The following is a 13305-nucleotide window of genomic DNA, read 5'->3' on the forward strand; positions in this document are numbered from 1 at the left end:
TATGTTTACCGGCGGGCAAAACGGCTCAGGGGCGATAAAGAGCCAGAAGTTCGTCCACCTTTTTACGTGTGCCGCCGTTGCTGCTAATGCTACGCCGCACTTTGACCTGAAAATGCTTCGCGGCTTTGTACCATTCGCGCGTATCAGGGGTATCGTGATTCGAAATTAACACCGGAATTCTTTTGCTGACCAGCTTTTCCGCCATCTCCGCCAGACGCGCCTGTTCGGCCGGGCTGAAGCTGTTGGTGTGATAAGCGGTGAAATTCGCCGTTGCAGACAGCGGGGCGTAAGGCGGGTCACAGTAGACCACCGAGTTTACGCCTGCCAGTTCCATACACTCTTCATAGGAGAGGCAATGAAACTCTGCGTTCTGCGCTTTTTCGGCAAAGTGATACAGCTCGTCCTGCGGGAAATACGGGCGCTTATAGCGACCAAACGGCACGTTAAACTCCCCGCGCAGGTTATACCGGCACAGGCCGTTGTAACCATGGCGGTTGAGATAGAGGAACAGCAGCGCTCTGCGGAACGGATCCTGGCTCTGGTTAAACTCCGTGCGGAACTGGTAGTAAACGTCCGGGAGATTATTCTCGGGCGTAAACAGTTTGCGCGCCTCTACAACATACTCTTCGGTACGCAGCTTAACGATGTTATAGAGACTGATAAGGTCGTTGTTGATATCCGCCAGGATATAACGAGAAAAATCGGTGTTGAGGAACACCGATCCTGCGCCCACGAAAGGCTCGATAAGACACTCGCCTTTAGGCAGGTGTTTTTTAATATCATCGAGCAGGGGGTATTTCCCCCCTGCCCATTTCAGAAAAGCGCGATTTTTTTTCATGCTGACTAACTGATTACACCTTCTCCGGCTGTGGAGAAAGCTCCGACAGCATCCTGCGCTTTAAACATTACTTCAGATCGGCCTGAACCTGATGAATCGGCTTCGCCCACGGGTTTTTCGCCTGAACGTCTGCTGGCAGTGCCGCCACGGCACGTTTTGCTTCATCTTTGGAAGCATACACACCGCTCACCAGCACATACCACGGCTGACCGTTACGGGTCGTCTGATAAACCACGTAGTTTTTCAGATTTGATTTCTTCGCCCAACCGTTGAGGTTGTCATAGTTAGACGAACTGCTCAGCTGCAGCGTGTAGTTGCTGGATGGCGCAGACTTCAGCGAACCGACGTTACCTGCAGTTTTACCTGCCGCGCCGCTGGAGGCTGTTGCCGCAGGCGCAGCTGTGGCAGCCGGTGCCGTTGTGGTCGCCGTTGCTTTCGGCGCAGTCTGCGTGACTGGCGCTTTAGCAGGCTCGCTCACCGCAGCCGTTTCGGTGTGTTTCGGCTGTGCCGGTGCGGCTTTCACTTCAGGCGCTTTGACAACTGCCTGAGGTTTGGTTTCACGCTTAGGCTCAATCACCGCCTGCTTACGTTCAGGACGTGTCGCAGTTTGCGTCTGGCGCGGCTTGGTTTCCGTCGCAGCCGTTTGTGGCTGAGCATTACCACCGCGAATTGGGGCAACGGTTGCCGGCTCAGTTGGCAGCGTGGAGTTAACCACGACGTTATCAACCTGCTGCTGGTTCTGCGGCTGCGTCAGCGCATTGTTCAGGTCTCCCTGAACTTCTACGCGCTGCTGGCCTTCAGGCGTAGCAGGTGTCTGACCCTGAGCAGGGGTTGAAGAAACGGGCGGCAGAGAAACATCCTGCGGCGCTGTGGTGTTACCTGCGGTCTGCTCTGCGGAAGTTGCACCCGGTGCAGGCTGTGCGCCATTCGCCTGATTGGACGCATCGTTACCGGACAGGTTGATGCTCTTCTCAGCGGAAGCAGTTTGCTCGGTTGAGTTCGTTGACGGTGCTTTAAGCGCGGAGCCAATGCCGACAATCAGCAGCACAAGCACCAGAACGCCCAGGCCCATCATAATGTACTGGCGGGAAGCCGGTTTTGGCGCAGCGGCTTTTTTACGTTTACGCGGGCGACGCTCTACAGGCTGTTCGTCCATTGAATCTTCTTCGGACTCATAATCCTCTTCTGCTCGCTCTTCGTGCGCGTTGCGGCTGCGCGAAGGGCGACGATCGTCTGCATCCAGATCAACATCGTCAAAGTTGATCTGCGGCTCGTTATCACGTTCTGAAGATTGACGAGAACGACCAGTACGACGATCGCTGGGATCGGGTTTCAGCTCGTCTTCTGGTTTGAATTCATCCATTTAACACCCCACTCAAAGGCTTATGCTAACGACTTTGCATTTCACCTGAAGCTAAACGACCACCTGCGACAGTGGCCTGACCTTTCTAGTTGTTACGCCTGCTGACAATCAGCGATAGCGCCAAGAACGACATCGTGCGGCACTCCGCCGCGCACTTCACTCTTCCCTATTGCAAGCGGGAGTACAAGACGCATCTCGCCTGCCAATACTTTTTTATCGCGCATCATGTGGGGTAAATACGCTTGCGCCGACATCACCTGCGGTCCGGTCACCGGCAAACCTGCACGCTCAAGCAGCGCAATGATGCGTGCCGTCTCTTCCGGTGTGAACTGCCCGAGACGTTCTGAAGTACGGGCAGCCATTACCATTCCGGCCGCGACGGCTTCACCGTGCAGCCAGTTACCGTAACCCATTTCGGCTTCAATCGCGTGACCAAACGTATGCCCAAGATTCAGTAAAGCACGTAAGCCCGTTTCACGCTCGTCTGCTGCGACAACTTCTGCTTTCAGCTCACAACAACGACGGATGCAGTATGCCAGTTTAGCCTCATCCAGGCGCAGCAGCGCATCCATATTCTCTTCAAGCCAGTTAAAGAACTCGCCGTCCAGAATAATGCCGTATTTGATCACTTCCGCCAGACCAGAAGCCAGCTCGCGCTTCGGCAGGGTTTTCAGACAGTCGAGATCCACCACCACCGATGCGGGCTGGTAGAACGCGCCAATCATGTTTTTGCCGAGCGGATGGTTGACTGCCGTTTTGCCACCCACAGAGGAGTCGACCTGGGACAGCAACGTGGTCGGGATTTGAATAAAACGGACGCCACGTTGATAGCTTGCGGCCGCAAAGCCGGTCAGATCGCCCACAACACCGCCGCCCAGGGCAAGCAGTGTTGTATCGCGACCGTGCGGTTTTTGCAGCAATGCGGTAAAGACGGTATCCAGTACCGTCAGGCTTTTATACTGCTCGCCATCGGGGAGAATCACACTGTCGACTTTTACGCCCGCCTGCTCAAGCAGGTGACGTACGCGGTCGAGATAAAGCGGAGCCAGCGTCTCATTGGTGACCAGCATCGCCTGATCACCCGCTTTCAGTGGTAAAAAGGAAGCTGGGTCGTTAAACAAACCAGCCGCGATGGTGATAGGGTAACTACGTTCCCCGAGAGTAACTGTAATCCTCTCCATGACGCGACATCCACCTTTAATGCTTTTACCCGCAGGCGAGTGTATATAAAGCCAGAATCAGTTGCTTTCCAGCATATGAATAATCTGGTTTGCAACCACTTTAGCGCTCTGGTCGTCAGTACGAATGGTCACATCGGCAATCTCTTCATACAGCGGATTGCGTTCATCGGCCAACGCTTCCAGAACTTCGCGTGGTGGCGTTTCAACCTGCAGCAGCGGGCGCTTTTTATCGCGCTGCGTACGTGCCAGCTGTTTCTCGATGGTCGTCTCAAGATAGACCACTACGCCACGGGCGGAGAGACGGTTGCGGGTTTCGCGAGATTTCACAGAGCCGCCGCCTGTTGCCAGAACGATGCCCTGTTTTTCCGTGAGTTCGTTGATCACTTTTTCTTCTCGGTCACGGAAACCTTCTTCGCCTTCTACGTCGAAAACCCAGCCCACATCAGCTCCGGTTCGTTTCTCAATCTCTTGATCAGAATCGTAAAATTCCATATTGAGTTGTTGAGCTAACTGACGCCCAATAGTGCTTTTGCCGGCACCCATAGGCCCAACCAGAAAGATATTGCGTTTCTCTGCCATTTTATCGGTACTACTAAGACTATTCGTTAATGGTAATCCCCGCTGCGCAGACACTCAGCGTAGCAGGACATGAACTGAAACCTCATATGCAATAGAGCGAGAGTCAGACTAAAAATTATCTCAATACTCCGGCTTGTTTGGCAACTGATTAAATCACCGCGTCGGGCGCATAAGGTAATAAGACGTAAGTCCAACTCAAATCGGTACTCCTTGTATGCTAATTCATGCCCCACGTCAAACATCTGCAACAAACTGAATGCAAAATCATTGCGGGGATCGTCACCCGTCAGCGAATACCGACCAGACGTGGCGTAATAAACACCACTAACTCGCGCCGTTCATTATCCTTCCCATCATGGCGAAAAAGCTGCCCAAGCCAGGGGATTTTTCCCAGCCCCGGCACGCTGTCACTGCCGGTTTTGTTCTTCTGCGAAAAAATTCCGCCCAACGCCAGCGTTTCTCCACTTTTTACCTCCACCTGGGTTTCTATCTCCTGTTTGTCGATCGCCAGCGTTTCGCCGTCCGCCTGCTGCAGAACCTGTCCCGGCATATTTTCGCTGATATGTAATTTCAGGCGCACGCGCCCTCCCGGTAAAACCACCGGCGTGACCTCCATCCCTAATACCGCCTCCTTAAATTCAACGGAGGTGGCGCCGCTTTCACCGCTTGAAACCTGATACGGAATTTCACTCCCCTGCTTGATGCTGGCCGGCTGCATATGCGAGGCCAGCAGCCGCGGGCTGGCGATGATATCGACCTGCTGTTTTTGCTCCAGCGCAGAGAGCTCCAGATCCAGCAGCCGACCATTGATTCGCCCGATGTTAAAACCCACGTGGCTGGTGGCGCTAGCGACGGAAAGATCGCTGCCAAGCGTGGTGAGCTGAGCAACCTTGCCCGCGTCGGTGGCGTCGGCGAGATTCCACTTCACTCCCAGCTCACGCAGGCTTTTTTCATTCATGGTCACAATATGCGCCGCCAGCTCGACCTGTTCGACGGGAATATCCATCTGAGCGGCCCAGCTTTGCAGCGTCTCCACCACCGTCAGGTTATCCCGAATCAGCAGGCGGTTGGTGCGTTTGTCGACAGATAAACTTCCCTTTGGACTCAGGAGTTTTTCCGCGGCTTTTTGCAGCTCTCCGGCATCGGCATAGGAAAAAGGGATGCTGTGAGACACCAGCGGCGCATCAAGCTGTCGACGCGCCCGCTCCTGCTCTGAGCGTTCCTGCTGTTCACGCTGCCAGGCGGCGGTATGCACGTAAAAAATGCCGCCCTCCTCTCGCAAAACGAGGCCAGTGCTGGTGACAACCGTCTGTAACGCTTGCCGCCAGGGGACGCGCGTCAGGTTAAGCGAAAGCGAGCCGCCGACATCGGGCGATATCACCAGATTACGGTTCTCCTGTGCGGCCAGGCTCTGCAGCACCTGGACAACAGGCACGTCATCCACCACCATCGTGACCGGTTTTGGCGCGGCGGCCCACAGCGGATGGCTGAACGCCAGCAGCCACAGCATTATCCGTAAATTCATTCTTATCCGTTCCTTCTCGTTGCCACGTCCATTTTCCTGGTTCACATGTGTCACCCACATCAACAACCAGCTCCGTTTCATTGATGGCTGTTATCGTCCAGCCCGCCGGGAAGCGCTCATGCATTTTCAGCCGGTACCATCGCTTTTGCCCATCCTGTAAAATGCCGATAGCCTGCGGCCCTCCCACCATGCCGCGATAGTGCCACTGCGCCAGTTCGGCAATGGCGCAGGGATCGTCCGGCGGGCGAAACGGATCGCGCATGCCGGTCAATAGCAGCGCTGAGCAAACCAGCAGATATCGCGCGCTATTTCGCATGTTCCAGCTCCAGCCGCAGGCGCAGCGCTGTACCTTGTGGTGCAATCGCGAAAGCGGCGATCTGCACATCCCGCTGCGCCAGCCGGGAAAAAAGCGCCGGCAGCGCCTGCCACTCAAGCTCCAGCATCAGTTCCCCTCCCTTTGGCAGCGGCTTCCAGTAAACCAGCGTCGTGTTATCGCCCTGAAAATCGAGCGGAGAAAACGGCGTCAACTCTCTTGATTCCGTTGCCTTCGGACGAAACGGCCCCTTTCTGACGACAGGCCATAACGCCGCGTTAGCTCTCGCGTCCTGAATCAGCTGGCGTTGTCGTTCAGCACACTGCCTGTCTACCGGCCTGAGCAAGGTGCCCCACGCGGCCAGTCCTGCCAGGAGGCTCCCCAGACACCAGAAGAGCACCCGATTCCAGGGACGGCTTTCGCACCAGCGTTCTAACAGGAAATCCACGCGTTAACCCTCGCTTTTAAGATGAAGGGTGAACGTCCAGCGCCCCTGGCTGTCCTGCCGAAGCTCACCCGCCGTCCCGGGCGTGAAGCCGGTAATTTGTCCAAGCGCATCGCGCAGAGCAGAAAGGGCCGGCAGGGTTAGGGCATACCCGCTCAGCATCAGCGCAGGCGGCTGATAGCGAAGCTCTGCCAGCCAGACCTGGTCAGGAATGGTGCGGGAAAGCGACTCCAGCACCGGTTGCCATGCGCGTTGTTGAAGCGTCTGCGCTGGCTTCTGTGCCTGTGAGGCGAGTTTCTGCCGGGAGAGAAGCGCATGCTGCACGGTCTGCATTCCCGTCAGATCCGTTTGCAGCACGTGCAGCCTCATAAGAGGGTTCATCCGCAGACCGAACATAACCACGAACATCAACAGCACGGTGCCGACAGACATTGCGCCCCAGAAACGCAGGCATCGCGCGCGCCGCTGCTGTCGCCACGGCAGAAAATTCATGATGCTCATCCGGGCACCTCGCTCATGGCCAGCGCCAGCGCAACGGTATAATCAGCGCCGCAGTCCGGTAGCGGGGCATGGCAGCGTTTCAGGATTTCCCACGGGTCACGTCGGTTATCAAACAGCGCGATGTCATCCGGACCAAGCGCCAGCAGCGCAGACAGCTCGGCCACGCTTTCGGCTTCTGTGATAAAGCGGCGCCCCCACTGGTGGCGCATCGCCCACAGCCACTGCCGATCGTCCCGCCAGGCAACGCACGTCGCTTGCGCCACCGCAGGAAGAAGATTCGCCAGCGCGCTGGCATCCGGCGTAATGGCTACCAGCCGCAAACGCAGCGCTTTCGCCAGCGCCAGAAGGGTCTCGACCTCGTTGTTTTGCGCGGCAGTCACCTGAAAGCTATTGCTGAAGGTATCCTGCGCGTAATCGAAACAGAGCGTATCGGCAGACATCTCCAGTTCGCGCGCGAGCGCCGCGCCAAGCCATGAGAGCTGCTCGCTGTCGCGCAGCGCAACGGTCGGGCGGGGAAGCGACCGTTGCAGGGTGCGTGCTGCCGGGAAAGAGAGGTACACCCGGTGGTAGTGAGGCAGCGTTTTTCGCCAGTCGCGTAACGCATTAACCAGCTGTTCTGGCTGACAAATTTTGCCGTCACGAAGGATGCCTTCGGCCAGAGGAACCGCCCACCAGCGGCGCAAGCACCAGCCGGACTTCTCCCGAGCCAGCGCAACGATCAGCACCCTATCCTGTTGAATATGAACGCCCGTTTGCCATGTTTTGAAAGCCATGCTTCACGATCTCCTTATCGCCCGTCGTCTTGACGGCTATATCAATGAATCAGGCTTGCCTTTATACTACCGCGCGATTGTTTAGAAACTGCCCAAGTGAAACCAAATGGGAAATCTCCGGTGAAGTTCGTAAAGTATTTATTCATCCTTGCAGTCTGTTGCATTCTGCTGGGAGCAGGCTCGATTTACGGTTTGTACAAATATATTGAGCCACAGCTACCTGATGTCGCCACGCTTCGCGATGTACGACTCCAGATCCCGATGCAAGTCTATAGCGCCGATGGCGAGCTGATGGCGCAGTATGGCGAGAAGCGTCGTATTCCGCTGACCTTAAACCAAATCCCCCCCGTGATGGTGAAAGCCTTTATCGCCACGGAGGACAGCCGTTTTTACGAGCACCACGGTGTCGATCCGGTGGGGATTTTCCGTGCCGCGAGCATTGCGTTGTTCTCTGGCCACGCCTCTCAGGGGGCGAGTACCATTACGCAGCAGCTGGCACGTAACTTCTTCCTCAGCCCTGAAAAGACGCTGATACGTAAGATCAAAGAGGTGTTCCTTGCGATTCGTATTGAGCAGCTGCTGAGCAAAGACGAAATCCTTGAGCTGTACCTCAATAAAATCTACCTGGGCTACCGCGCCTATGGCGTGGGGGCTGCCGCACAGGTATATTTCGGTAAGCCTGTTGAGCAACTCACCTTAAGCGAAATGGCAACCATTGCCGGTCTGCCGAAAGCGCCGTCCACGTTTAACCCGCTCTATTCGCTCGATCGCGCCACCGCGCGTCGTAACGTCGTCCTGTCACGTATGCTGAGCGAAGGCTACATCAGCCAGAGCGAGTACGAGCAGGCGCGTAACGATGTCATTGACGCTAACTACCACGCTCCTGAGATCGCCTTCGCGTCCCCTTACCTGACCGAAATGGTTCGCCAGGAGATGGTGAATCGTTATGGCGACAAGGCCTATGAAGATGGCTATCGCGTGTACACCACCGTCACCCGCAAAGTCCAGCAGGCGGCTCAGGAAGCGGTGCGGAACAACGTGATGGACTACGATATGCGTCACGGCTATCGCGGCCCGTCAAACGTGCTCTGGAAAGTGGGCGAAAGCGCGTGGGACAACAAAAAAATCACCCGTACGCTGAAGGCGCTGCCGACCTATGGTCCGCTCCTTCCTGCCGTGGTGACGCAGGCCGATCCTCAGGAGGCCGTTGCGACGCTCGCGGACGGTACCTCCGTCTCCCTGCGTATGGACGGTATCCGCTGGGCGCGTCCTTATCGCTCGGATACCCTGCAGGGCGCAACGCCGCGTAAAGTGACCGATGCGGTACAAACCGGGCAGCAAATCTGGGTGCGCAAGGTAGGCGAATCCTGGTGGCTGGCGCAGGTGCCGGACGTCAACTCGGCCCTGGTCTCTATCAATCCACAGAACGGTGCCATCCTGGCCCTGGTCGGCGGGTTTGATTTCAACCAGAGCAAATTTAACCGCGCCACCCAGGCGCTGCGTCAGGTCGGTTCCAATATCAAACCGTTCCTCTACACGGCCGCGATGGATAAAGGCTTGACCCTCGCCAGCATCCTGAACGACGTGCCAATCTCCCGCTGGGATGCCGGTGCCGGTTCCGACTGGCAGCCGAAGAACTCCCCTGCGGAGTATGCCGGTCCTATTCGTCTCCGTCAGGGTCTGGGACAGTCGAAAAACGTGGTGATGGTGCGCGCCATGCGCGCGATGGGCGTCGACTATGCCGCAGAGTATCTGCAGCGCTTCGGTTTCCCGGCGCAGAACATCGTTCGCACCGAGTCGCTGGCGTTAGGTTCCGCCTCCTTTACGCCGCTTCAGGTCGCACGCGGGTACTCGGTGATGGCCAACGGCGGCTTCCTGATTGACCCGTACTTCATCAGCAAGATCGAAAACGACCAGGGCGGCGTGCTGTTCGAAGCAAAACCGAAAATTGCCTGTCCTGACTGCGATATTCCGGTCATTTATGGCAATACGCCGAAATCCGAGGTGCTTGAAAACAAGGACATGGAAGATCCTGCCGTGTCTCAGGAGCAGCAGAACGGCGTCGTGCCGCAGCCGCAGCTCGAGCAGGCTAACCAGTCGCTGGTGGCACAGACCGGTGCGCCGGAGTATGCCCCGCATGTGATCAACACGCCGCTGTCGTTCCTGATCAAAAGCGCACTGAACACCAACATCTTCGGCGAACCGGGCTGGCAGGGCACAGGCTGGCGCGCAGGGCGTGATTTGCAGCGCCATGACATCGGCGGTAAAACGGGGACAACCAACAGTTCGAAAGATGCGTGGTTCTCCGGCTACGGGCCGGGCGTGGTGACATCGGTCTGGATCGGTTTCGACGATCACCGCCGTGACTTAGGTCGTACAACGGCATCCGGCGCGATTAAGGATCAGATTTCCGGCTACGAAGGCGGAGCGAAGAGCGCGCAGCCGGCCTGGGACGCCTACATGAAGTCCGTTCTTGAAGGCGTGCCGGAGCAGCCGTTGACGCCACCGCCAGGCGTGGTGACGGTCAATATCGACCGCAGCACGGGTCAGCTCGCCAACGGCGGTAATAGTCGCGAAGAGTATTTCATCGAGGGCACGCAGCCAACCACGCAGGCGGTGCATGAGGTGGGTACAGAGATTATTGATAACGGCGAAACGCACGAGCTGTTCTAAAAATAAAAATGCCCGGTAAAAACCGGGCAAAGCATCGTAGGCCGGGTAAGGCGAAGCCGCCACCCGGCTTTTTTTATGGCCTACAGTCGCCCCTGCCCCTTCAGCCACTCTCGTACCAGGAACAGCGCGCTCACGTTGCGAGCCTCATTAAAGTCAGGGTCTTCCAGCAGATCCATCAGGTGCGCTAGCGGCCAGCGAACCTGCGGCAGCGGCTCCGGCTCATCCCCTTCGAGCGATTCAGGATAGAGATCTTCGGCCACCACAATATTCATTTTGCTGGAAAAATAGGACGGCGCCATGCTCAGTTTTTTCAGGAATGAAAGCTCATTCGCCCCGAAGCCGACCTCTTCTTTCAGCTCGCGGTTTGCCGCTTCGAAGACGGTTTCACCCGGGTCGATAAGCCCTTTCGAAAAACCAAGCTCGTAAGATTCCGTTCCCACAGCATATTCGCGGATCAAAATCAGATGATCGTCGATAATGGGAATAATCATCACCGCTTCGCGCGAAGAGGGGCGCATACGTTCATAAACGCGACGCACACCGTTGCTGAACTCCAGGTCCACACTTTCGACATTAAACAGGCGCGATTTGGCGACAGTTTCAACATTCAGAATGGTGGGTTTTTGTAGTGGTTTGCTCATCGTGATGGGTCTTAGCAGTGAGAACTGGCGTTATTGTGCGATATGCCGCACGGTTTCGGCAATGTCAATCGTTCTTTATTTACATTTATGCAACGTAGCAGGGATCAATCCTCAATTCAAAACAAATGTCAAGAGGTTGAAATGTTTCCAGGAATTTGCTGATATCGCGCCATAACAGGCTTTGCTATCATCACCGGTCACTGGGATGCGCTTCAGAATGCTCAAGTTCGACTCCATACTTGCCGATAGCCAACCACAGACTCTCATTCAATGTAAAGGTGCTACTGACTACACCTGTAAGATAAGTAAGATGGGGAAAGCATGAGCACCATTTTGATTGTTCTCGCTGCTATGCTGGCCAGCGCATTGGTTGCAGGGTGGTTGTACAGGCGCCGGGTACAGCGCCGTTATCGTCTGCCCTTTTTAAATGCATTTGCGGGTGCGAGCACGCGTAAACTCACGCAAGACGAGCGCGATGCGGTTGAAAACTATCTCGAAATCCTGAACCGTACTCAGTTAACGCCTGGGCCAACGGGGGCCACCGCTGCGCCCGTCGCGCTAAAGCTTAATGCGCAAAGTGATACCGTGCTCTGCGTGACGCGCTCCATCACGCGCTATGGCATCACCACTGATGACCCCAATAAATGGCGCTATTACCTTGATTCCGTCGAAGTGCATCTGCCCCCGTCCTGGGAGCAATACATTAATGACGAAAACAGCGTTGAGCTGATTCACACCGATTCGTTGCCCCTGGTTATTTCGCTTAACGGCCATACGCTGAATGAATACCTTCAGGAAGCTCCGCGTTTTGCGCTGGAGCGCGCGAGTTCAACGCAGGCTTCCATTCGTGGCGAAGAGACGGAGCAGATCGAACTGCTGAACATTCGCCAGGAAACGCATGAAGAGTACGCCCTGAGCCGCCCGGACGGCATCCGTGAAGCTATTCTGATCGTCGCGTCCTTCCTGCTCTTTTTTATCTGCCTGCTCACGCCGGATGTGTTTGTCCCCTGGCTGGCGGGCGGCGCGGTGCTGCTGCTGGCTGCCGGGCTTTGGGGGCTCTTTGCCCCACCGGCCAAAACCTCGCTGCGCGAGATCCACTGCCTGCGCGGTACGCCAAAGCGCTGGGGCCTGTTCGGTGAAAACGATCAGGAACATCTCAACAATATTTCGCTCGGTATTATCGACCTGATCTACCCGCGCCACTGGCAACCGTGGATTGCGCAGGACTTAGGGCAGAAAACCGATATTGATATCTACCTTGACCGCCACGTTGTGCGTCAGGGACGCTTCCTGTCTTTGCATGATGAAGTGAAAAATTTCCCGCTTCAGCACTGGCTGCGCAGCGCGGTCATTGCCGGCGGCGCTGCGCTGGTCTTAGCCATGCTGCTGCTTTTCATGCCGCTGGATATGCCCATAAAATTCACTCTGTCGTGGATCAAAGGGGCGCAAACCATTGAAGCGAGCAGCGTCAACAAACTGGATGAAGCCGGTGTGCGCGTGGGGGACACGCTGCGCCTGAAAGGTACCGGGATGTGTAATATTCACACCCCGGGGGCGTGGAACACCCGCCAGAACTCGCCGTTCATGCCGTTCGATTGCTCGCAAATTATCTGGAACGACGCGCCGCCGCTGCCGCTGCCGGAATCCGAAGTGGTGAATAAGGCCACGGCGCTTACCCAGACGGTGAACCGCCAGCTGCACCCGAAACCGGACGATGATTCGCGCGTCAGCCCTGCTCTGCGCTCGGCCATTCAGAAATCAGGCATGGTTCTGCTGGATGATTTTGGTGACATCGTCCTGAAAACTGAAGATCTCTGCTCCTCGCAGGATGAGTGCATCCGCCTCAAGAATGCGCTGGTCAACCTGGGGAACAGCAAAGACTGGGACTCGCTGGTAAAGCGCGCGGAAGCGGGGCGACTGGACGGCGTTAACGTGCTGCTCCGTCCGGTGAGCGCTGAATCGCTGGATAACCTGGTCGCCACCTCGACCTCGCCGTTCATGATGCGCGAAACCACCCGTGCGGCTCAGGCGCTGAACAGCCCGGCACCGGGCGGGTTTGTGATTGTCAGCGATGAAGGTAGCGACCTGGTCGATCAGCCTTACCCGCAGGTCGCGCTTTATGACTACCCGGCGCAGGAGCAGTGGAGCCAGTTCCAGCGCCTGGCGCAGATGCTGATGCAAACGCCGTTCAGCGCCGAAGGGATTGTCACAAGCATCTACACCGATGCTAACGGCACCCGCCATATCGGGCTGCACCGGATGCCGGATAGCGCAGGTTTATGGCGTTACATTGGCACCTCTCTGCTGATGACCGCGATGCTGATCGCCATTTTCTGGAACGGCTTTATGGCCCTGCGCCGCTACCAGCGCTCGCGCACCCGGCTTGCCGACATCCAGCAGTATTATGAAAACTGCCTCAATCCTAAGCTGATCCCCTCGTCTGAGAGCCTGATCTGATAACGTCGTTGCGCGG

12 protein-coding genes are annotated in these 13305 nt (G+C 56.5%); 2 read left to right on the forward strand and 10 right to left on the reverse strand.

The features are described 5' to 3' along the window. Positions 1–25 precede the first annotated feature (25 nt). The 9 genes from dam to pilM all read right to left on the reverse strand — a co-directional run bounded on the left by dam (position 26) and on the right by pilM (position 7518). Positions 26–838, reverse strand: a complete 813-nt coding sequence (gene dam, locus N037_RS11845) for an adenine-specific DNA-methyltransferase (RefSeq protein WP_032641103.1) — start codon at positions 836–838, stop codon at positions 26–28. 67 nt (positions 839–905) lie between these two features. Continuing rightward, a complete protein-coding gene (damX, locus tag N037_RS11850; RefSeq protein ID WP_032641105.1) occupies positions 906–2201 on the reverse strand; it encodes a cell division protein DamX in 1296 nt (431 codons plus the stop codon). A gap of 92 nt (positions 2202–2293) precedes the next feature. Continuing rightward, complete coding sequence (aroB, locus tag N037_RS11855) at positions 2294–3382, reverse strand: 3-dehydroquinate synthase (protein WP_032641107.1); 1089 nt, start codon at positions 3380–3382, stop codon at positions 2294–2296. Positions 3383–3439: 57 nt separating this feature from the next. Then, positions 3440–3961, reverse strand: coding sequence for a shikimate kinase AroK (gene aroK / locus N037_RS11860; protein WP_003861630.1), 522 nt, complete (start codon positions 3959–3961; stop codon positions 3440–3442). Between the two features lie 286 nt (positions 3962–4247). Further along, complete coding sequence (gene hofQ, locus N037_RS11865) at positions 4248–5471, reverse strand: DNA uptake porin HofQ (RefSeq protein ID WP_231686685.1); 1224 nt, start codon at positions 5469–5471, stop codon at positions 4248–4250. After that, positions 5398–5802: a HofP DNA utilization family protein gene (locus tag N037_RS11870; protein ID WP_032641110.1), complete on the reverse strand. Its 405-nt coding sequence runs from the start codon at positions 5800–5802 to the stop codon at positions 5398–5400. The genes hofQ and N037_RS11870 overlap by 74 nt, the downstream gene beginning before the upstream one ends. Beyond that, positions 5792–6247, reverse strand: coding sequence for a HofO family protein (locus N037_RS11875; protein WP_023333703.1), 456 nt, complete (start codon positions 6245–6247; stop codon positions 5792–5794). The genes N037_RS11870 and N037_RS11875 overlap by 11 nt, the downstream gene beginning before the upstream one ends. Positions 6248–6250: 3 nt before the next feature. Beyond that, a complete protein-coding gene (locus N037_RS11880) occupies positions 6251–6745 on the reverse strand; it encodes a PilN domain-containing protein (RefSeq protein ID WP_023333704.1) in 495 nt (164 codons plus the stop codon). Next, positions 6742–7518, reverse strand: a complete 777-nt coding sequence (gene pilM / locus N037_RS11885; RefSeq protein WP_032641113.1) for a pilus assembly protein PilM — start codon at positions 7516–7518, stop codon at positions 6742–6744. Before pilM ends, N037_RS11880 begins: the two co-directional genes overlap by 4 nt. A gap of 120 nt (positions 7519–7638) precedes the next feature. On the opposite strand from pilM, the gene mrcA reads away from it, so the two are divergent. After that, the gene (gene mrcA / locus N037_RS11890; RefSeq protein ID WP_023333706.1) at positions 7639–10191 is read left to right on the forward strand and encodes a peptidoglycan glycosyltransferase/peptidoglycan DD-transpeptidase MrcA; all 2553 of its coding nucleotides are present in this window, start codon (positions 7639–7641) and stop codon (positions 10189–10191) included. Between the two features lie 80 nt (positions 10192–10271). On the opposite strand, the gene nudE is transcribed toward mrcA, so the two are convergent. Next, complete coding sequence (gene nudE / locus N037_RS11895; RefSeq protein WP_023333707.1) at positions 10272–10832, reverse strand: ADP compounds hydrolase NudE; 561 nt, start codon at positions 10830–10832, stop codon at positions 10272–10274. Positions 10833–11153: 321 nt separating this feature from the next. On the opposite strand from nudE, the gene N037_RS11900 reads away from it, so the two are divergent. Next, positions 11154–13289, forward strand: a complete 2136-nt coding sequence (locus N037_RS11900) for an intracellular growth attenuator family protein (protein WP_032641115.1) — start codon at positions 11154–11156, stop codon at positions 13287–13289. Positions 13290–13305: the final 16 nt, after the last annotated feature.

This window comes from Enterobacter sp. EGD-HP1 (genome assembly GCF_000733275.2).
Taxonomy (GTDB): domain Bacteria; phylum Pseudomonadota; class Gammaproteobacteria; order Enterobacterales; family Enterobacteriaceae; genus Enterobacter.

Coding starts and splice junctions, on each gene's coding strand:
- dam (WP_032641103.1), bottom strand. CDS start 838: ATGAAAAAAAATCGCGCTTTTCTGAAATGGGCAGGGGGGAAATACCCC.
- damX (WP_032641105.1), bottom strand. CDS start 2,201: ATGGATGAATTCAAACCAGAAGACGAGCTGAAACCCGATCCCAGCGAT.
- aroB (WP_032641107.1), bottom strand. CDS start 3,382: ATGGAGAGGATTACAGTTACTCTCGGGGAACGTAGTTACCCTATCACC.
- aroK (WP_003861630.1), bottom strand. CDS start 3,961: ATGGCAGAGAAACGCAATATCTTTCTGGTTGGGCCTATGGGTGCCGGC.
- hofQ (WP_231686685.1), bottom strand. CDS start 5,471: ATGCTGTGGCTGCTGGCGTTCAGCCATCCGCTGTGGGCCGCCGCGCCA.
- N037_RS11870 (WP_032641110.1), bottom strand. CDS start 5,802: ATGCGAAATAGCGCGCGATATCTGCTGGTTTGCTCAGCGCTGCTATTG.
- N037_RS11880 (WP_023333704.1), bottom strand. CDS start 6,745: ATGAGCATCATGAATTTTCTGCCGTGGCGACAGCAGCGGCGCGCGCGA.
- pilM (WP_032641113.1), bottom strand. CDS start 7,518: ATGGCTTTCAAAACATGGCAAACGGGCGTTCATATTCAACAGGATAGG.
- nudE (WP_023333707.1), bottom strand. CDS start 10,832: ATGAGCAAACCACTACAAAAACCCACCATTCTGAATGTTGAAACTGTC.
- N037_RS11900 (WP_032641115.1), top strand. CDS start 11,154: ATGAGCACCATTTTGATTGTTCTCGCTGCTATGCTGGCCAGCGCATTG.